Annotated in this window: 13 protein-coding genes, 1 tRNA gene and 1 pseudogene; 4 read left to right on the forward strand and 11 right to left on the reverse strand. The window is 73.2% G+C overall.

Annotated elements, in window-relative coordinates; all coding sequences use genetic code 11:
- Window positions 1-26 precede the first annotated feature (26 nt).
- The 4 genes from F7Q99_RS09130 to F7Q99_RS09145 all read right to left on the reverse strand — a co-directional run bounded on the left by F7Q99_RS09130 (window position 27) and on the right by F7Q99_RS09145 (window position 6,638).
- A complete protein-coding gene (locus F7Q99_RS09130; protein WP_153465983.1) occupies window positions 27-1,859 on the reverse strand; it encodes a DEAD/DEAH box helicase in 1,833 nt (610 codons plus the stop codon).
- Between the two features lie 266 nt (window positions 1,860-2,125).
- Window positions 2,126-4,675: a bifunctional lysylphosphatidylglycerol flippase/synthetase MprF gene (locus tag F7Q99_RS09135; protein ID WP_153460818.1), complete on the reverse strand. Its 2,550-nt coding sequence runs from the start codon at window positions 4,673-4,675 to the stop codon at window positions 2,126-2,128.
- The gene (locus F7Q99_RS09140) at window positions 4,672-5,997 is read right to left on the reverse strand and encodes an alpha/beta hydrolase (protein ID WP_153460819.1); all 1,326 of its coding nucleotides are present in this window, start codon (window positions 5,995-5,997) and stop codon (window positions 4,672-4,674) included. The genes F7Q99_RS09135 and F7Q99_RS09140 overlap by 4 nt, the downstream gene beginning before the upstream one ends.
- Complete coding sequence (locus F7Q99_RS09145) at window positions 5,994-6,638, reverse strand: class F sortase (protein WP_326846456.1); 645 nt, start codon at window positions 6,636-6,638, stop codon at window positions 5,994-5,996. Before F7Q99_RS09145 ends, F7Q99_RS09140 begins: the two co-directional genes overlap by 4 nt.
- Window positions 6,639-7,056: 418 nt before the next feature.
- Here F7Q99_RS09145 and F7Q99_RS09150 point away from each other — a divergent pair, with 418 nt between their 5' ends.
- On the forward strand, window positions 7,057-8,355 hold the full coding sequence (locus F7Q99_RS09150) for a polysaccharide deacetylase family protein (RefSeq protein WP_153460820.1): 1,299 nt from the start codon (window positions 7,057-7,059) through the stop codon (window positions 8,353-8,355).
- Between the two features lie 3 nt (window positions 8,356-8,358).
- Here the strand turns inward: F7Q99_RS09150 and F7Q99_RS09155 are convergent, their stop codons facing one another.
- Window positions 8,359-9,795, reverse strand: a complete 1,437-nt coding sequence (locus F7Q99_RS09155) for an MFS transporter (protein WP_153460821.1) — start codon at window positions 9,793-9,795, stop codon at window positions 8,359-8,361.
- A gap of 179 nt (window positions 9,796-9,974) precedes the next feature.
- Here F7Q99_RS09155 and F7Q99_RS09160 point away from each other — a divergent pair.
- Together F7Q99_RS09160 and F7Q99_RS09165 are read left to right on the forward strand one after the other, a co-directional pair.
- A tRNA-Cys gene (locus F7Q99_RS09160) sits at window positions 9,975-10,049 on the forward strand.
- Between the two features lie 199 nt (window positions 10,050-10,248).
- The gene (locus F7Q99_RS09165) at window positions 10,249-10,740 is read left to right on the forward strand and encodes a hypothetical protein (protein WP_153460822.1); all 492 of its coding nucleotides are present in this window, start codon (window positions 10,249-10,251) and stop codon (window positions 10,738-10,740) included.
- Window positions 10,741-10,891: 151 nt separating this feature from the next.
- Here the strand turns inward: F7Q99_RS09165 and F7Q99_RS09170 are convergent, their stop codons facing one another.
- The 5 genes and pseudogenes from F7Q99_RS09170 to F7Q99_RS09190 form a co-directional block, all read right to left on the reverse strand.
- Window positions 10,892-13,219, reverse strand: coding sequence for a xanthine dehydrogenase family protein molybdopterin-binding subunit (locus F7Q99_RS09170; RefSeq protein WP_153460823.1), 2,328 nt, complete (start codon window positions 13,217-13,219; stop codon window positions 10,892-10,894).
- A 646-nt stretch (window positions 13,220-13,865) separates the two neighbouring features.
- Window positions 13,866-14,319, reverse strand: a pseudogene (locus F7Q99_RS09175) ((2Fe-2S)-binding protein); the annotation flags it as partial.
- A gap of 71 nt (window positions 14,320-14,390) precedes the next feature.
- Window positions 14,391-15,257: an FAD binding domain-containing protein gene (locus tag F7Q99_RS09180; RefSeq protein ID WP_153465985.1), complete on the reverse strand. Its 867-nt coding sequence runs from the start codon at window positions 15,255-15,257 to the stop codon at window positions 14,391-14,393.
- Window positions 15,258-15,671: 414 nt separating this feature from the next.
- On the reverse strand, window positions 15,672-15,947 hold the full coding sequence (locus F7Q99_RS09185; RefSeq protein WP_153460824.1) for a DUF3039 domain-containing protein: 276 nt from the start codon (window positions 15,945-15,947) through the stop codon (window positions 15,672-15,674).
- A 61-nt stretch (window positions 15,948-16,008) separates the two neighbouring features.
- Window positions 16,009-16,599: a YqgE/AlgH family protein gene (locus F7Q99_RS09190; protein ID WP_407697759.1), complete on the reverse strand. Its 591-nt coding sequence runs from the start codon at window positions 16,597-16,599 to the stop codon at window positions 16,009-16,011.
- A 290-nt stretch (window positions 16,600-16,889) separates the two neighbouring features.
- Here F7Q99_RS09190 and murA point away from each other — a divergent pair, with 290 nt between their 5' ends.
- Window positions 16,890-18,230, forward strand: coding sequence for a UDP-N-acetylglucosamine 1-carboxyvinyltransferase (murA, locus tag F7Q99_RS09195; protein ID WP_153460826.1), 1,341 nt, complete (start codon window positions 16,890-16,892; stop codon window positions 18,228-18,230).
- Between the two features lie 90 nt (window positions 18,231-18,320).
- On the opposite strand, the gene F7Q99_RS09200 is transcribed toward murA, so the two are convergent.
- Entirely contained in the window at window positions 18,321-18,605 is a 285-nt protein-coding gene (locus F7Q99_RS09200) for an HU family DNA-binding protein (RefSeq protein ID WP_030242980.1), read from the reverse strand.
- Window positions 18,606-18,722 lie beyond the last annotated feature (117 nt).

Consider the following 18,722-nt stretch of genomic DNA (forward strand, 5'->3'; position numbering starts at 1 on the left):
GGCCGGAGGAATCCACTGACATACCGTTACTTCGCCCATTCCCGGATTCGGGCGATCCGCGCCTTCAGCTGATTCACGGTCGCCTGCGCGGTGAGCGGACCGCCGCACTGCCGGCGCAGCTCGTTGTGGATGGTGCCGTGCGGCTGGCTGGTGCGGTGGTGCCACGCGGCCACCAGCGCGTTCAACTCCTTGCGCAGCTCGCGCAGTTCCTGGTGGGTGACGACCGGGCGCTGCTCGGCCGGAAGCTCCAGCAGGTCGGCCTCGTCGGCGGGCCGGCCCTTGCTGCGCTGGATCTGCCGGTGCTGACGCTTCTGCAGCAGCATCTGCACCTGGTCCGGCTCCAACAGGCCCGGGATGCCGAGGTAGTCCTCCTCCTCCTCGCTCCCCGGGTGGGCCTGCATGCCGAATTCCATGGCGTTGTACAGCACCCGGTCGAAGACCGCGTCGGAGCCGAGCGCCTCGTAGGAGAACTCCTCGCCGCCCGTGCCGTCCGGGCCGTCGTTGGCCCGCTCGGCCTCGGCGAGCAGCCGGTCCTCCTCGTCGAACAGGCCCTCGCCCTCCTTCTTGGGGCGGTCCAGGACGTGGTCCCGCTGCAGTTCCATCTCGTTGGCGAAGCCCAGCAGCATCGGGATGGTCGGCAGGAACACGGAGGCCGTCTCGCCGCGCTTGCGGGCGCGCACGAAGCGGCCGACGGCCTGGGCGAAGAACAACGGGGTGGAGATCGAGGTCGCGTACACCCCGACACACAGCCGCGGCACGTCGACGCCCTCGGACACCATCCGGACAGCGACCATCCAGCGGGAAGTGCCCTCCGAGTACTCGGAGATGCGCTTGGACGCCTCGGCCTCGTCGGAGAGGACGAGGGTGACCTTCTCGCCGCTGATCTCGCGCAGCATCTTGGCGTACGCGCGGGCCACGGTCTGGTCGGTGGCGATGACCAGCCCGCCGGCGTCCGGGATGGCCTTGCGGACCTCGGTCAGCCGGCGGTCGGCGGCCTGCAGCACGGCCGGGATCCACTCGCCCTGCGGGGCCAGCGCGGTGCGCCAGGCCTGGGCGATGAGGTCCTTGGTCATCGGCTCGCCGAGCCGGGCCTCCAGTTCGTCCCCGGACTTGGTGCGCCAGCGCATGTTGCCGCTGTAGCTGAGGAAGATCACCGGCCGGACGACGTGGTCGGCGAGCGCGTTACCGTAACCGTAGGTGTAGTCGGCGACGGACTTGCGGATGCCGTCGCTGCCCGCCTCGTACTGGACGAACGGGATCGGGTTGGTGTCCGAGCGGAACGGTGTTCCGGTCAGCGCCAGCCGGCGGGTGGCCGGCTCGAAGGCCTCGAAGCAGGCCTCGCCCCAGGACTTCGAGTCACCGGCGTGGTGGATCTCGTCCATGATGACGAGGGTCTTGCGGGACTCGGTCCGGTTGCGGTGCAGCATCGGGTTGACCCCGACGCCCGCGTAGGTGATCGCGATGCCGTGGTACTCACGGGAGAGCGGGCCCGAGGAGTACGCCGGGTCCAGCTTGATGCCTATCCGCGCGGCGGCCTCGGCCCACTGCTTCTTCAGGTGCTCGGTCGGCGCGACGACGGTCACCTGCTGCACCAGGTGGTTGTGCAGCAGGTACGAGGCCAGGGTCAGCGCGAAGGTCGTCTTGCCTGCGCCCGGGGTGGCGACCGCGAGGAAGTCGCGCGGCTGCGTCTCGATGTACCTGTCCAGCGCACCCTGCTGCCAGGCCCGGAGCTTGCCCGCGGTACCCCACGGGGCACGGCCGGGGAAGGCCGGCGAGAGGTGGTGCGAGGAGGTGGGTGCGGCGTGGCCGGCGGCCCGGTTGGGCGCGTGCGGCTCGGGCGCGTCGGAGAAGAGCGGCATCGAGGAAGCGGCGGCGGTACTCACGGGCTCCGAAGGGGATCGTCGCAGGTCAGAGGCGGTTTGGCGGCCCCGTCCCGCGGTCGGGCGGCGATCGGACAACCCGCCCAGCCTACCGGTCCGGCCGCCCCTCGGACGCTCCGACCCGGCCCCGCGCGGGGCCGCCACGGCCGGAAATCGATGCGATGTGGGTCACACCGGATACCCGTCGAAACCGGGCAGTCGCGGACCGGCGACCGTCCGGGCCGGGCCCCGCCGACCGCGTGGCGTCAGCCCGACAGCCGGCGCATCAGCCGGACGCCCTGGGCGGCCGTCAGGTGCGGCAGATAGGCCTTGCCGATGGCCCTCGTGATGCCGGGCAGCGCGGCGGGGTCGGGGTACGCCATGTACATCGGCCGGTACTCCGGCTGGAACTTCGCCTTGAACGCGAGCAACGACCGGAAGCCGTACACCGGCTCCAGCACCCGGCCCATCCAGTCCAGCATCCGCTGGAGCCCGGTGGGCTCCTCGTCCTGGCCCGAACGGGCCAGCGGCGCGCCGGACAGCGACAGGAAGCGCGCCCCCTCCTCCTTGAAGCCCAGCGCGGCCGAGGCGATCAGGAACTCGTTCACCCCGCGGAAGCCGTCCGAGCGCCGGCGCATGAAGTCCAGCGTCCAGCCGACCGGCACGCCGTCCTCGTACACCGGCATCCAGCTGGTCAGCCCGTGTACGACGCGCTGCTCGTCCACCGCGACCAGCACCCGCACGTCCGGGTCGTCCAGCTCCTCCAGCCCGCCGAGGGTGAAGCCCATCTCGGGCAGGCCCTTCTCGGAGACCCATTCCTCCGAGATCGAGCGGATCTGGTCCTTCAGCGCGAGCGGCGCCTCGTGGTGGGCCCACCACTCGGCGGTGATGCCCTGCCGGCCCGCCTTGTTCAGGGCCGTCCGGATGTCCTGCCACTTGCGGCCGGTGAAGGCCAGTTCGGGCAACGCGACCACGGTGTCCTCGGCGACCTGCACCGAGCGCCAGCCGAGCTGCGCGGCGGCGGCCCGGGTGTCCCGGGAGACGCTGTAGAAGCACGGCGTCCAGCCACGCGCGTCGCAGTAGTGGGCGAAGCCGGCCACCGCCCGGGCGCGGGCCGCCGGTTCACCGAACGGGTCGCCGGTGGTCAGCGCCACCGTGCCCAGCACCCGGTAGGCGACCGCCGCCCGGCCCTCCTCGTCGAACCAGTAGTGGTTGCCGTCCCAGGTGGTGATGAAGGACAGCGTCCCGCCGCCGTGGGCGGTGAGCAGCGCCCGGGCCCGGGCCGCGGCCGCGGCGTCGGTGTGCACCACCGGCCGCCGGAAGGCCAGCAGCAGCGCGCTGAGCGCGACCGCCCAGAACGCCAGCCCGCTGTACGTCTCCAGGAAGCGGGCCACCGGGCCGACCGCGATCGGGTAGTCCGGCAGCAGGTCGTTGTAGGCGGGCGGCAGGAACTGCGCGGGCAGCCCGTGCAGCAGCCCGCGGAAGGTCGCCCCCGGCTCGAACTGGTCGGCGGCGAGCACCCCGAGGCCGGCGTACGCGGCGGAGGCCGCCACCGCGGCTCCGCCCAGGACGGCCGCCAGCCGGCGGACCGTCCGGCCGGGCAGCCGCAGCCGGAACCGCTGCCGGGTGACCAGCAGCAGGCACGTGGTGAGCAGCGGCAGCAGCAGCGCCTCGACGAAGTACTGGATCACGTCCCCGGAGACCGGCCCGGCGTCGTTGTACAGCCACACCAGCAGCGCCACCCAGAGCAGTTCGGCGCCGACGGTGATCCGCCACGCGAACCGCAGCCCGCGGCGCAGCCCCTCGGCCAGCACCAGCAGCAGCGCCGGGAACAGTGCCGCCATCAGCCGGCCGGGGGTGTCGAAGATCCGCTCGACGGCGTGCGCGCGGGCGCAGTCGTGCGCCGACATCGCGCAGAACTCGGCGACCTCGTCCGGGCTGAGCCGGTGCGAGAAGTACAGCTCGGAGAAGGTGTTGAACGGCCCCGTCGCGTTGTCGTAGAAGGAGGCGATCAGCGGGCCGAACGCGGCGGCGACCAGGCACAGCGCCACCAGCACCCGGGTCTCGGTGTGCGAGGAGCGGCGGGTGCGCAGGTGCAGCCGGCCGCGCGAGAGCAGCGCGCCCACGCCCAGCCCGAGCAGCGCGGCGGCGCACCGCTGGACGCTCTGCAGGTGCCCGACGTACAGCGTCATGAGCAGCGGGACGAGCAGCACCAGCAGGTGCAGCCGGCGGCGCCAGAGCACGGTGAGCCGGTAGCCGAGCACCCCGGCCAGGGCGAACAGGCCGACGCCGGGGCCGATCGCGACCTGGTCGGCCACCGACTCGGTCCACTGCTCGCCGGCCCGGGAGCCGGCCGCGACCAGCCCGGTGCCGAGCAGGGTGCCCGCCAGCTGCCCGACGACCAGCACCGCGAGGGTCCGCCGGCGGCCGAGCCGGCGCTCCGCGGCCGGGCCGACCAGGAGCAGCAGCAGGGTGGTGAACACGTACGCGCCGGGCCCGGAGCACCAGAACAGCGAGGTGAACGGCGTCCACCAGCGGCCCTCGGCGAGCGTCGGCACGCCGACCCCGGCCCGGTCGAGCAGCCGCTCGGACGGGCCGGACAGGCTGCCGCTGGCCGCGCCGACGCCCCACAGGAGGACGAGCAGGAGCAGCGTCAGCGGCGCGGACCGCAGCCACGCGCCGACGAGCCGGGCCGTCCGCCGGGCCCGCTGCGGCCCGGGTTCGGGCGTGCGGGTGACCGGCGCGCGGTCGGCGCCGCGGTCCCGCTCCCGTTCCCGCTGGCCGATCAGGGCGGGCGCGGTGTCGGCCCGTATCACCTGATCAGTCCGGTCTGCTGGGCCAGCCACGGTATCTGCGCGGCGATGCCGGGGCGGAACACGACCCAGCCGTGGCCACCCGGCATCAGGTCGAACTTGGCCTTCATCCCTGCCGCCTGGACGGCCTGGAACACCTTCTCCATCTGCGGCCGGAACTCGCCGTCGCCCTGGCCGACGACGATCGCCGCGGCGGTGTCCGGGAAGCGCCTGCGGGCCATCACCTGGAGCGGGTCGACGGCGTCGAACTTCGCCCCGTCACCGCCGAAGGCGGCCTTGACGGTCTGTTCTCGGGTACCCAGGGTGGGTTCCTCCTGCCCGGACATGTCGAGGACGGTGCCGAAGACGTCGGGGGCGTTGACGGCGAGCTGGAGGGCGCAGGTGCCGCCCATCGAGGCGCCGCCGACCGCCCAGGAGCCGCGCCCCCTGGCGGTCTGCAGGTTCTGGTGGATCCAGTTGGGGACGTCGACCGCCAGGTAGGTCTGCGCCTTGGCGATCTTCGAGTCCAGGCAGAGCGTGTTGCGCCAGGTCGAGCCCAGCTGATCGGGCATCACCACGATCGGCGCGAGGCCGCCGTGCTCGGCCGCGAAGGCGTCCAGCGCCTCGTTGACCTGGCCGGCGAGCACCCAGTCCCCCGGGTTGCCGGGCTGACCGGTGATCAGGACGACGACCGGCAGCAGCGGACGCGGGTTGGCCTGGTAGGCGGGCGGCAGGTAGACGTACGCGTCGCGGGCCGCGAAGCCGGACTTCACGCCGCGGATCGGCACCACCGACACGGTGCCCTTGGCCGGCAGGTCGGCCGGCGGCGCCCAGACCTCCGAGAGCGCCTTGTCCGGCGGCGTGCTCGCCGTCCGGCTGGCCTTCGGGGCTATCAGCGCATCGGTCTTGGTCAGCCAGGGCGCGAGCATGACCCGGCCGCTCGGGAACTGGCCGAAGCCCCTGTTCACCTGCGAGGCCGCCATCAGCAGGACGAGCGCGCCCAGGCCGACCGCGAGCCCCCTGCGCCGCCACGACAGCCGGCCGAACCGGTAGCCGACCAGGCTGAAGCCCAGCAGGGCGACGGCTGTCCACCAGGTGACGTACCGTGGCGTGCCCTCGGGGAAGGGGTGCCACCAACCGTCGACGACCGCGTCGAGCAGCAGGCTGAGCGCCGCGGCGGTGAGCAGCGCGGCCGGCAGCCGGAAGCGCCACCAGGAGCGGCCCCGGCCGATCGCGAGCGCGAGCAGCGCGCCCCAGCCGGCGGCGAGCACGGCGTACGGGATCGGGCCGGTGGTGAGCGGCCAGTCGATCGGGTTCCAGTGGGTGGCGAGCGTGATGGGGGTCATGCGGCTTTCCCCGGCCGGGTGGTGTCGGCCAGGAAGCCGTAGGCCACGACGTTGCCCTCGTAGCCGTGTTCCTCGCTGTACGTGCCGCCGCAGGTGATCACCCGCAGCTGCGCGTCGGCGGCCTGACGGTAGACCCGGTCGTCCGGGAAGTCCTTTCGGTCGTGCACTTCGATGGCGTAGAGCTGGTAGACGGCGGTGGCGCCGTCCGCGCGGGCGATCTCGATCCGGTCGCCGCGGTGGAGCGCCCCCAGGTGGTAGAAGACGGCCGGGCCGCTCCTGTTGTCCACGTGGCCCGCGATGATAGCGGTCCCGCGTTGCCCCGGGGTGGCGCCGCCGCGGTACCAGCCGGCGAGGTTCCGGTCGGTGGCGGGTGGCGCCTGGAGGTGGCCGTCGGCGTCGAGGCCGAGGCCGGTGACGGGGGCGTCGAGTTTCACGGCGGGGATGCGGATCCGGGTCGGGGCGGACGGGCCGAGCGGCGGGACGACCGAGACCGGGGCGAACCCGGACAGGCCCTGCCCGGCTCCGGGGAGGGGCGGCAGCTCTCCGGGCCCGCCGTCGTGCAGCAGCCAGGCGCCGAGGACGAGCGCGGCTCCGGCCGCGAGGGTGCCCGGCCACGGGCTCCTGCTCTGCTGGGCGCCCACGGGCGCTCCCCTCTGCTGACGACTTCCCGGTTCCTGGGAGTTTCCTGGGAACAATTCAATCGGACCGGACCCTAGGGCACGTCAATACGATGGTCATACCAATCCCCCCCAATCGGCAGGGCCGCAGCCGCCTTCCCTGCGCCGAGTGGGTCCCCGGTCACGGAGCGCGAGAGCCGGAAACCACGCACCGGCATTGCCTGTCCGGCTCCGCACGACCATCGACGACAGCCGTCACCGGTCCGGTTGCACCAAACGGGCGATCGCCTGCGACCGTCCGTGGTGGATCACCGACCGAACGCGTTCGCGGTGCCATGCTGACCCGACCACGGGTTCTGTCCCCCCACTGGTCCGACCGGGCTTTCGCATGCCCGCACGCCGCGCCTGCCCGCCTGCCGGACGCCTCCTGAACGGAATGACCATGGACGCTCTCCCCCGCCGCACCCTGCTGGCCGCCGGCGCGGCCACCGCGGCCGCCCTGGCGGCCGGCTGCGGCAGCAAGGCCCGCAGCGGCGGGGAGCAGGCGGCCGGTGGCGCCACCCCGGCCGGCGGCAGCGCCCGCGAGCCGACCGCCACCCCGGCGCCGCCGGCCCCCGCGCCGCAGGTCGTCCTGATCGGCGACGGTTCCACCTCCGACACCGGCACCCAGCCCCGCCAGCCCGCCCCCGAGCGGCTGGGGCCCGGCCAACGCCCGCCGCAGTTCGTGGTCTTCTCCTGGGACGGCGCCGGCGAGCTCGACAACGGCCTGTTCGCCCGGTTCCGACGGCTGGCCCAGGAGCACGACGCGTCGATGACCTTCTTCCTCAGCGGCCTCTACCTGCTGCCCGAGTCCAAGAAGGACCAGTACCGCCCGCCACAGCACAAGGCCGGCGCCTCCGACATCGGCTACCTCAGCGACCAGCACATCCGCGACACCCTGGAGAACGTGCACGCCGCCTGGCTGGAGGGCCACGAGATCGGCACCCACTTCAACGGCCACTTCTGCGGCGCCACCGGCGTCGGCAAGTGGTCCCCGGAGGAGTGGGACAGCGAGATCGAGCAGGCGATGGAGTTCGTGACGAACTGGCGCACCAACACCGGCTACACCGACCTGCCGGCGCTGCCCTTCGACTACCGCAAGGAGCTGATCGGCAGCCGCACCCCGTGCCTGGAGGGCCAGCGCAACCTGCTGCCCACCGCCGTCAAGCGCGGCTGGCGCTACGACAGCAGCGGCAACGGCACCCAGGTGTGGCCGCAGAAGATCCAGGGCGGCGCGCTGTGGGACCTGCCGCTGCAGTCCATCCCCTTCCCCGGGCACACGTTCCAGGTGCTGTCGATGGACTACAACATCATGTACAACCAGTGCGGCCCCAACACCAAGGCCGACCCGGCGCTCCACCCGGGCTTCCAGACCCAGGCCCGGGACGCCTACCTGATGGGCTTCGACCGCACCTACAACAGCAACCGGGCGCCGTACATCATCGGCAACCACTTCGAGGAGTGGAACGGCGGCATCTACATGAACGCCGTCGAGGACGCGTTCAGGGCCATCGCGGGCAAGCCGGAGGTCCGGCTGGTCTCGTTCCGCCAGCTGGTGGACTGGCTGGACGGGCAGGACCCGGCGGTGCTGCGCAAGCTCCAGAGCCTCGGCCCGGGGCAGGCCCCGGCCGGCGGCTGGGAGAGCTTCCTCGCCACCCCGGCCGCGGCGCCGGTGCCGTCCCAGGCCGCCGCCGCCGGCTGACCGTCAGGCCTTGCGGACCCGGCCGGAGACCAGCGCTCCCAGCAGGGCCACCCCGGTCATGGTCAGGAAGATCACCGCGAACGCGGCGGGCGAGCCGGCGGCCTCGGCACCCTCGTGGGCGGCGGCCGGCGAGCCGCCGCCCAGCGCCGAGAACAGCACCCCGGCGAGGCCGACCAGCAGCACGTTCCCCAGCGCGTCGCTCATCTGCAGCGAGGCCGAGTTGGCCCCGGCGTCCTCCGGCGCGGACAGCTTCATCATCAGCACGCTGAGGCTCGCCACCGACAGCCCCATCCCGATGCCGCCGACCGCCCAGGCCGCCGCCGCCACCCAGGCCGGCACCGCCGGGACCAGCACCAGCGCCGCCCCCGCGATCGCCACCGCGGTCAGCACGAACCCGCCCCGGATCATCGCCTCGCGGTAGCGCTCCGCCCCCGGCCGGCCCTGCAGCGTCGAGCCCAGCGCCCAGGACAGACCGCCACTGGTCAGCGTGAGCCCGGCCAGCGTCGGCGAGAGACCGCGCTGGGTGACCATCATCAGCGGGATGAACGCCTCCGCCGCGAAGAACGCCCCCGCGGCCACCCCGCGCAGCAGGATCACCGTCGGCAGCCCGCGCCCGGCCCGCAGCGTCCCGGCGGGCAGCAACCCCAGCACGGCGGGCAGCAGCAGCGCCGCCCCGGCCACCGCCGGGAGCAGCCCGACCAGGTCCCGCCGCTGGCCCGCGTACTGCAGCAGGCCCGCGCCGAGCGCCGCCCCCGCGGCCAGCACCGTCCGCCGCCGGTCGATGTCCGCGCCCCTGAGCACCGGGTGCTCCCGCTCGGACCTGGCCAGCGCCGGGCCCATCACCGCCAGCGGCAGCAGTATCAGCACCGGCACGGCCAGGAACACCCAGCGCCAGCCCAGGTGCTGGGTGACCGCCCCGGAGACCAGCGGGCCGACGATCGAGGGCAGCACCCACGCCGAGGAGAAGGCGGCGAACACGGAGGGACGCAGCCGCTGCGGATAGGCCCGGCCGACCACCACGTACAGCGCGACGATGACCAGCCCGCCGCCCAGGCCCTGGATCGCGCGCCCGGCCACGAAGAGCCACATCCCCGGCGCCGTCCCGGCCACCACCAGGCCCGCGCCGAACACGACGATGCCGGTGAACAGCGGTTGCAGCGGGCCGCGCCGGTCGCACCACTGGCCGGAGACGACCAGCGCGAACAGCGTGGTCGTGAAGTAGCCGGAGAAGGCGAAGGCGTAGAGCCCGATGCCGTTCAGCTGGCGGGCCGCCACCGGCATCGCGGTGTTGACGGCCGTCGCCTCGAAGGCGAGCAGCAGGACCACCGAGACGATCCCCAGCGTCAGCGCGCGGTAGCGGCCGCTGAGCACCCCGCCGCCGGGATCGTTCTCACGAGGTGGCGGAGCGGAGTCGACCGAGGTGGGGGAGGCAGTGGTCATACGTAACATCGTAAGAGCCGTAAGACGTCATGGCCCCTGACCAGGGTCGGTGGCCCGATCGGTCGCGAGACCTAGGACCGGGGTCGGTGCCGGCTGCCATACGGAATTTACAAAAGGAACGTTGACGCCCCCTCGCCGCCATGAATTCACCGGAGCCACTGGGGCAACCAAAAGTCATCGGCCGTGCGCCCGAGTGGCTTAGGGAACCGTATGCAAAACGGTGCGCACGGGTTCGATTCGCGTCATGGCCTCCACACGCGAGCCGACGGGAAATGGCGAAGTGACACGCCGTTACCCAGACGCTGTGACGGCTTGTAGTGGCATGTCTACGTGCAGCTGAAGGAGGTGGCGCAATTGGCCGTCACAGGGCCAGACTTGGAGGGAGCCTGAAAATCCAACTCGGAAGGGAGTAGCAGAAAGTAGCGGGTCGTCGCTCAGAAGGGAAAATTCATCATGCGCCGACTCATCTCCGTCCTCCTATCGGCGTTCTTCGGGCTCGTGCTGGCCACTACAGCGGTGTTCGCCGACAGCCCGAACTTCCACTTCGCCAATTCCAGCGTGAGTAGCACCACCGGTGCGCTCAGCGTCTCCTTCAAGGAGACCGGCCTGGGGACCACCGTCTCCACCGAGACGATCACCCTCAACGTGGCCTCCGCAAGCGCCGTCTACCAGTGCTTCAACAACGGCAACAACCACCCCGCGGCCGCCAACAAGACGGGGCCGGGAGTGCTCACCACCACCGGTACCTTCCCGGTGCGCAACGGACAGACCACCGGCACCATTTCCGGGGGCCCGCCCACATCGACTCTCAAGTGCCCCAACGGACAGACTCGGTTCCTGGTCGCGGTCTCCTATGACGGAATCTCGCTGACGGGTGCGGCCGGCGACACCATCAACGCCACCCCGTTCAACATCGACCTCACTGGCCTCAAGATCCAGGCCTGATCAGTGGGAACACTGACCCGTGACCGGTCCCCGGACCGCTCGCGGGTTTCCCTTGTCCGCGGTCGGCTCCAGGACTGTCGGCGGCCGACCAGTCCTGGGGCAGACCTGCGGCACGATGACTCTCCGTATCGATCCGGGGGCCGCCCGGCCGTCACATCGCGATGGCGTCCTCCGGCCGGATCGGCAGCCGGCCCACCGGCAGGCCGGTGGCGGCCCGGACGGCGGCGGCGACGGCCGCCGGGGCGACCACGGCGGGGACGGCGCTGACCGCCTTGGCGCCGAAGGTGGCGACCACGTCCCGCTCCTCCAGCAGGGCCGCGATCCGCACCTCCGGGGTGTCCAGCGCGGTCGGCAGCCGGTAGCCGGTGAGCGACGTGTTCTGCAGCACCCCGCCCTCGGTGCGGAGGTCCTCCAGCAGCGCCAGGCCGACGCCCTGGGCCACGCCCGCCTCGATCCGGTCCTCGATCTGCCGCGGGTTCAGCGCCCGGCCGACGTCCTGGGCGACGGTCATCTCGACCACCCGGACCGCGCCCAGCTCGATGTCCACGTCCACCACCGCGCGCATCGCGCAGAACGCGATGGAGACGAAGGCGTCGCCCTGCCCGGCGTCGTCCAGCGGCTCGGTGGGGTGCGGGCGGCACTGCGCGGTGGCCCAGAGCTCCTTGCCCTCCAGCGCCTCGGCGACCGGCATGCCGAGCACGCCGTCGTAGGAGGTGATCTTGCCGTCGGAGATCTGCAGCAGCTCCACCGACATCCCGAAGTTGGCGGCGATCGGCTGGAGCAGCTGGTGACGGACCATCAGCGCGGCCCGCTCGACCGCACCGCCGGAGACCCAGGTGTGCCGCCCGCGGGCGGACGGCCCGGCGATCGACTGGTCACTGTCGGCCGGCGCGATGTAGACCTCGTCGACGCCCAGCACCGACTGCACGATCTGCCGGGCCAGCGTGGCGAAGCCCTGGCCGGAGTCGACGGCCGCGCAGATCACCGTGGCGTGGCCGCCGCTGACCCGCACGGTCGCGGTGGAGACCTCGTCCTCGCCCTCGGCGCCGAGCATGTGCACCATGCCGACGGCGTAGCCGATCCCGCGCCGCACCGCGGCCGGGTCACCGGCGCCACCGGGCCCGCCCGGCAGCAGCCACTCGGCGTCCGGGTCGTCCACCGGCAGCGCGGGCAGCGGCTCGGCGGCGACGGCCTCCAGCAGCGCGCCCACCGGCGCCGGGCAGGTGACGGCCTGTCCGGTGGGCAGCGGGTCGCCGGTGGCCATCGCGTTGCGGCGGCGGATCTCCATCGGGTCCACGCCCACCCGGGCGGCCAGCTGGTCCATCTGCGACTCGTAGGCGAAGCAGGCCTGCAGCGCGCCCTCGCCGCGCATCCGCCCGGCCGGCGGGTTGTTGGTGCGCACCGCCCAGGCGTCCACGAAGACGTTCGGGCAGACGTACGGGCCCGCCGAGAACGCGGTCGCGGCGGCCAGCGCCTCGGCGGAGACGTCCGCGTACGCACCGCCGTCCAGCAGGATCTGTGCCTCGACCTTCACCAACGTGCCCTCGGCGTCGGCGTGGTGGCGGTAGCGCAGGAGTGCCGGGTGGCGCGAGGTGTGGGTGTGGAAGGACTCCTCGCGGGTGAGGGTCATCTTCACCGGGCGGCCGGTGCGCAGCGCCAGCAGCGCCAGGGTGACCTGGAAGGACAGGTCCTCGCGGTCCGAGGTGGCGCCGGGCACGCCGGTGACCACCAGCCGCACCCGGTCCGGCTCCAGGCCGAGGCAGGCCGCGGTGCGGTCGCGGTCGCCGTGCGGGTCGGTCGAGGACAGGTGCAGTTCGACTCCGCCGTCCGGGCGCGGCACGGCCAGCCCGGCCTCGGTGCCGAGCGGGGCTGGGTCCTGCCGGCCGACCTGGTAAAGGCCCTCGACGACGATCTCGCCGACCGCCTCCGGATCCCCGCTGCGCAGCGGCAGGTGGCGGAAGAGGTTGCCGTCCGGGTGCAGCTCCGGGGCGGTGAAGGACTGCTCGGGGTCGGTGACGGCCTCCAACGGCTCGTACTCGACGGTGATCAGCCCGACCGCGAGCCGCGCGGTGTCCGGGTGGTCGGCGGCCACCGCGGCGACCGGCTCGCCGTGGTGGCGCACCACGCCCGCGGCCAGCACCGGCCGGTCGGCGACGATCGGCCCGGCCGGGGCGCCGTCGGGGGTGCCGTCCGGGCCGGGCGGCAGGTCGGCGGCGGTGACCACGGCGTGCACGCCTGGCAGGGCGAGCGCGGCGGAGGTGTCGATGTTCCTGATCCGGGCGTGCGGGTGCGGCGAGCGCAGCACCGCGCCCCACAGCAGCCCCTCGGCCCACAGGTCGGCGGCGTACGGGTAGATGCCGAGCGCCTTCGGCAGGGCGTCACTGCGCAGCGGTGAACTGCCCAGACCGAACGGCTCCGGTGCTTCGCCCGCGTCGCCGTCCTGCTGGGGTGCTGCGCCGATGTCGGTAGGCGACGTCATGATGCGTGGTCGTCCTCGGGGAGCCGGATGCCGTGGGCGGGGGTGGCGCCGTACGGGACACCGGCCGGGGCGCTGCCCTCGGCCGGGACACCGTGCGGGGGCGTGGGGACGTACGGCGTGCCGTGCGCGGGCGTGCCGTCGAAGGCGGCGCCGGGCAGTGGCGTGCCGTGGGCGGGGGTGGGCTCGTAGACCGGGGCGTCGTAACCGCCGTCGTGGCCGGGCTGCTGCGGGTAGCCGTCGTAGCCGGTGCCGGGCAGGTAGGTGCCGTGCGCGGGGGTGGCCTGGTACGACTGTTCGGGGTAGCCCTGCGGCGGGTAGTAGACCTGGTCGTCGGCCACCTGGGCGGGGATGCCCGGAGCCTGCTGGAGGGCTCCGGTGTCGTACATCCCGGTGTCGTAGCCGCCGTGGCCGTCGGCGCCGTACGGCAGGCCGAGGCCGGTGCCGGCGGTGGTCGGGGCCTGCTCGGCGGGCGGCTGCGGGACGTGTTCGATCCAGGCGTCGGCGTCGGTGTAGACCGGCGGCTCGGCGATCGGCGCGGGCTCCTCGACGGGCTGCGCGGCCGGCGGCACGGTGGCCTGCTCGGCCGCCGGGGCGGCGACCTCCTCGGCGAGGGCTGCCTCCTCGGCCTCCAGGGCGCGCGCGTCGGCGACGCTCTGGACGGCGGCCAGCACCCCGCGGTAGCCGGTGCAGCGGCAGAGGTTGCCGCAGAGGGCCTGCCGGGCCTCGACCTCGGTGGGCCGGTGGTTGCGCTGGAGCAGGTCGTGCACGGCCATCGCCATGCCGGGGGTGCAGTAGCCGCACTGCACCGCGCCGGACTCGGCCAGCGCCTGCTGGACGTCGCTCGCGCCGCCCGCCGACGACAGGCCCTCGACGGTGTTGATCTCGCTGTCCGCGGCCAGTGCGGCGGGCACCAGGCAGCCGGCCACCAGCTGGCCGTCCACCTGCACCGAGCAGGCCCCGCACTCGCCCTGCTCGCAGCCGTCCTTGGCCCCGGCCAGGCCGAGCCGCTCGCGCAGCACGTAGAGCAGGCTCTCGCCGATCCAGGCGTCGGTGACGGGCCGTTCGAAACCGTTGACCCGCAGGGTGTAGGAGGCGCAGGGGCGCAGCTCGCGGCTGACCTGCGGGGCGAGGCCGAGCGGGTCGGCGTCGAGGGTCTCGATGGGGTCTGTGGTCACTTCAGCGCCCTTCCCAGTGCCCGTCGGGCCAGCACCGATACGGTACGCCGTAGCCGGAGGGCGGCCGCGCTCGGCCCCTCGGTCACGGCCTCCCAGGCGCCCTCGGCGCCGTAGCCGTCGGGGACGCAGGCGGCGGCGACGTACTCGCCGAAGGCGGCGGCCGCGGCGGGGTCGATCTCCCGGCTGCCGTCCCAGTCGATGCAGCCGGCCACCCAGGCCTCGGCCTCCAGCGGTCTCAGCGGCACCGGAGCGACGGCGCCGACGGCGCAGCGCACGGCCCGCCGGGCGGGGTCGAGGACGAGGGCGACGGAGGCGATGGCGCGGGCCGGTCCGCTGCGGCCGGTGGCCTTGAGGAAGACCTGCGGCGCGTGCAGCAGCGGGACGCGCACCCAGGTGAGCAGTTCGCCGGGGCGCACCGGGTCGAGGCCGGTGAGCAGGTGGCTGACCGGCACCTCCCGGGTGGCGCCGGCCCGGGCGAGGGTGACGCTGGCCTCCAGGGCGGCGAGCACCGGGAGGGTGTCGCCGGCCGGGGCGGCGGTGACGATGTTCCCGCCGAGGGTGCCGACGTTGCGGACCTGCGGAGGGCCGGCGGTGCGGGCGGCGTCGGCGAGGGCGGGGATCAGCGCGGCGAAGTCGGGACGGTCCATCCGGGCGTGGGTGAGCCCGGCGCCGAGCACGGCGGTGCCGCCGTCCTCGTAGCGCCAGCCGCGCAGTTCGGTGATCCGGCCGAGGCCGATCAGGGCGGCGGGGCGCAGCCGTCCGGCGTTGACGGCCTCCATCAGGTCGGTGGCGCCGGCCACGGGTACCGCGGCCGGGGCGGCGGCCAGCGCGTCGACGGCCTCGTCGAGCGAGGCCGGCAGCATGATCGTCCGGTTCACCTGGGTCCCACCGTGCTCCACTTGCTCATCGATCGCGGCCGCCCGCGGCCTTCGGCCGTGGTGTCCGCGTCAGCAGCCCGGCCTGGCCCGTAGGGTACGGGCGATCGGGCCGGGTTGGGCAACTCTGGCACACAATGCTCGATGATCATTTCGGACCGGTGAACGGGACTGCCCGATTGGGACTGATACCGGGCGGTATCTGCCCCGACTCGAAACGGGCCGGGGCAGATGTTCATCAGTTCTTGACGTCCGACGACCACTCAGAAGTTCCCGCGGACCGCGCGCGACCGCGGCCGTCACGGCGCCGACGGCGGCCCGGGCCGGGCGACGGCGCGACCGGGACGGGACCACCGCGGAGACGCGGCGCCGGGCGAACGGCGTCGCGCGGAACGCCGCGGACTACTTGTCGCCGTCCCCGCCCTGCGGCTTGCCGATGCCGTCGTAGATCTCCTTGCACATCGGGCAGACCGGGTACTTCTTCGGGTCGCGTCCGGGCACCCACACCTTGCCGCAGAGCGCCACCACGGGGGATCCGGAGAGCGCGCTCTCCATGATCTTGTCCTTCTGGACGTAGTGCGCGAAGCGCTCGTGGTCGCCGTCCCCGTTGGACACCTGCGGGACGGGCTCGACCAGGGTGCCGGTGCCGAGGCCGCGCTCGGGCTCAAGAGTGCTCATGGGTGCCAAGTCTATGGGCGCCCCGGGAAACCGGGCCAGTGTCGCACCGGCGGCCCGCCCGTCAGTTCAGTGTCGGGTCGTCCGGGTAGGTCGCCAGCAGCGCGAGCGGGCCGCGCTGGCGGCGCAGCACCGAGCGCCAGAGCCGTTCCGGTTCCGGGCTGGAGATGTCCCCGGGTTCGCAGTCCACCAGGTACCAGGCGCCGCTCTCGATCTCCGCCTCCAGCTGCCCGGGCGACCAGCCCGCGTACCCGGCGAAGATCCGCAGCGCGCCCAGTTCGCCGGCCAGCACCTCGGGCGGCGCCTCCAGGTCCACCAGCCCGATCGCGCCGTGCACCCGCCGCCAGCCGATCGGCTCGCCGGTGCCCTCCCCCGGCGCCACCGCGAGGCCGAGCGCCGAGTCCAGCGCCACCGGCCCGCCCTGGAACACCACGGCCGGCTGCCCGACCAGCCGGCCCCAGCCGTCCAGCACGCTGCCCACCTCGACCGGCGTCGGCCGGTTCAGCACGACGCCGAGCGCCCCCTCGACGTCGTGGTCGAGGAGGAGCACCACCGCCCGGGCGAAGTTCGGATCGGTGAGCATGGGCGTCGCGACGAGTAGACGGCCGGTGTGGGACCGGCCTCCGTGCGATTGGGCCGCCGTCATGCCACACATGATCCCGCAGAACGGCCGGGCGCGGACACCGCAACACACGAAACCTCGCCACGCCGCGCGAACACCCGTACGGCCGCACCGGCGGGCGCGTCTCCACCCCGAGAGAGCACCATCACGGGAGAGGCGCGAAGGAACCGACGACGCGCCTATTACCATCTACGGATGGTGGACGCCCTTACACGGTGCCGACTCGGTTTCGCCGGGGGCCCGACGCGCCCGTACGACTGCTCCACCAGCGGCTCTCCCGGAGCCCTTCCCCTTTTCCTCTGGCACCCCGGATTGCGAGAACGATGACCGACGACGTCCTGCTGGTCCACGGCGGAAACCCGCTCGAAGGCGAGGTCCGGGTCCGCGGTGCGAAGAACCTGGTCCCCAAGGCCATGGTCGCAGCCCTGCTCGGGCAGGGCCCCAGCAGACTGCGCAACGTCCCGGACATCCGCGACGTCAAGGTGGTCCGCGGGCTGCTCCAGTTGCACGGCGTGACCGTGCGCACCGGCGACGAGGACGGCGAGCTGATCCTCGACCCGTCACACGTGGAGAGCGCCAACGTCGCCGACATCGACGCGCACGCCGGCTCCTCGCGCATCCCGATCCTGTTCTGCGGCCCGCTGCTGCACCGCATCGGCCACGCCTTCATCCCGGGCCTCGGCGGCTGCGACATCGGCGGCCGGCCGGTCGACTTCCACTTCGAGGTGCTGCGCCAGTTCGGCGCCACCATCGAGAAGCACCCGCAGGGCACCTACCTGGTCGCCCAGCAGCGCCTGCGCGGCACCAAGATCGAGCTGCCCTACCCGTCGGTCGGCGCCACCGAGCAGGTCCTGCTGACCGCCGTGCTCGCCGAGGGCGTCACCGAGCTGCGCAACGCCGCCATCGAGCCCGAGATCGTCGACCTGATCTGCGTGCTGCAGAAGATGGGCGCGATCATCGCGATGGGCACCGACCGGACCATCCTGATCACCGGCGTCGACGAGCTGGGCGGCTACACCCACCGCGCGCTGCCGGACCGGCTGGAGGCCGCCTCCTGGGCCTGCGCGGCGCTCGCCACCAAGGGCGACATCTACGTCCGCGGCGCCCGCCAGCTGGAGATGATGACCTTCCTCAACACCTTCCGGAAGGTCGGTGGCGCCTTCGAGGTGGACGACGAGGGCATCCGCTTCTGGCACCCGGGCGGCGAGCTCAAGGCGATCGCCCTGGAGACCGACGTGCACCCGGGCTTCCAGACCGACTGGCAGCAGCCGCTGGTGGTCGCACTGACCCAGGCGACCGGCCTGTCCATCGTCCACGAGACGGTGTACGAGTCGCGGCTCGGCTTCACCGGCGCGCTCAACCAGATGGGCGCCCACATCCAGCTCTACCGCGAGTGCCTGGGCGCCACCCCGTGCCGCTTCGGCGCGCGCAACTTCCTGCACTCCGCGGTCGTCTCCGGCCCGTCGAAGCTGATCGGCGCCGAGCTGGTCATCCCGGACCTGCGCGGCGGCTTCTCGTACCTGATCGCGGCGCTGGCGGCCGAGGGCACCTCGACCGTGCACGGCATCGACCTGATCAACCGCGGCTACGAGAACTTCATGGAGAAGCTGCGCGACCTCGGCGCCCACGTCGAGCTGCCCAGCGAGCAGCTGGTCCGCGCCTGACCAGGTCGCCGGTTTCTCCGGCGACCGAAAAACGGCGAGAGGCCGGGCTCCCCGCGGGGAGCCCGGCCTCTCGGGCGTTCAAGGGGTGGCTCAGGCAGCGCCCTTGGCGGCTTCCTTCAGCTTGGAGCCGGCGCTGACCTTGGCGCTGTAGCCGGCCGCGATCTGGATCGGCTCGCCGGTCTGCGGGTTGCGGGCGGTGCGGGCAGCGCGGTGGGTGCGCTCGAAGGTCAGGAAACCGGGGATGGTGACCTTCTCGTCGCCCTTGGCGACGACCTCGCCGACGATCTCGGCGAAGGCGGCCAGAACGGCGTCGGCGTCCTTGCGGGTCACCTCGGCGCGCTCGGACAGCGCGGCCACCAGCTCACTGCGGTTCATGTGTACTCCTGTGGTCTGTTCGCTTGCGGTGTGCGGGGGCCCATCGGTGCTCCCACCGGGGGCACCCCGGATGGGCCGCAGGTCCGCACACTGTGCTCATGCAGGCAATGCGTGGTC

It is taken from the genome of Streptomyces kaniharaensis (assembly GCF_009569385.1).
Taxonomy (GTDB): Bacteria; Actinomycetota; Actinomycetes; order Streptomycetales; family Streptomycetaceae; genus Kitasatospora; species Kitasatospora kaniharaensis.

Excerpts from the sequence above, each read along its gene's own strand:
- F7Q99_RS09130 (WP_153465983.1), bottom strand. The coding sequence starts at position 1,859 with ATGCCGCTCTTCTCCGACGCGCCCGAGCCGCACGCGCCCAACCGGGCC.
- F7Q99_RS09170 (WP_153460823.1), bottom strand. The coding sequence starts at position 13,219 with ATGACGTCGCCTACCGACATCGGCGCAGCACCCCAGCAGGACGGCGAC.
- F7Q99_RS09140 (WP_153460819.1), bottom strand. The coding sequence starts at position 5,997 with ATGACCCCCATCACGCTCGCCACCCACTGGAACCCGATCGACTGGCCG.
- F7Q99_RS09185 (WP_153460824.1), bottom strand. The coding sequence starts at position 15,947 with ATGAGCACTCTTGAGCCCGAGCGCGGCCTCGGCACCGGCACCCTGGTC.
- murA (WP_153460826.1), top strand. The coding sequence starts at position 16,890 with ATGACCGACGACGTCCTGCTGGTCCACGGCGGAAACCCGCTCGAAGGC.
- F7Q99_RS09180 (WP_153465985.1), bottom strand. The coding sequence starts at position 15,257 with ATGCTGCCGGCCTCGCTCGACGAGGCCGTCGACGCGCTGGCCGCCGCC.
- F7Q99_RS09190 (WP_407697759.1), bottom strand. The coding sequence starts at position 16,599 with ATGTGTGGCATGACGGCGGCCCAATCGCACGGAGGCCGGTCCCACACC.
- F7Q99_RS09150 (WP_153460820.1), top strand. The coding sequence starts at position 7,057 with ATGGACGCTCTCCCCCGCCGCACCCTGCTGGCCGCCGGCGCGGCCACC.
- F7Q99_RS09155 (WP_153460821.1), bottom strand. The coding sequence starts at position 9,795 with ATGACCACTGCCTCCCCCACCTCGGTCGACTCCGCTCCGCCACCTCGT.
- F7Q99_RS09200 (WP_030242980.1), bottom strand. The coding sequence starts at position 18,605 with ATGAACCGCAGTGAGCTGGTGGCCGCGCTGTCCGAGCGCGCCGAGGTG.
- F7Q99_RS09165 (WP_153460822.1), top strand. The coding sequence starts at position 10,249 with ATGCGCCGACTCATCTCCGTCCTCCTATCGGCGTTCTTCGGGCTCGTG.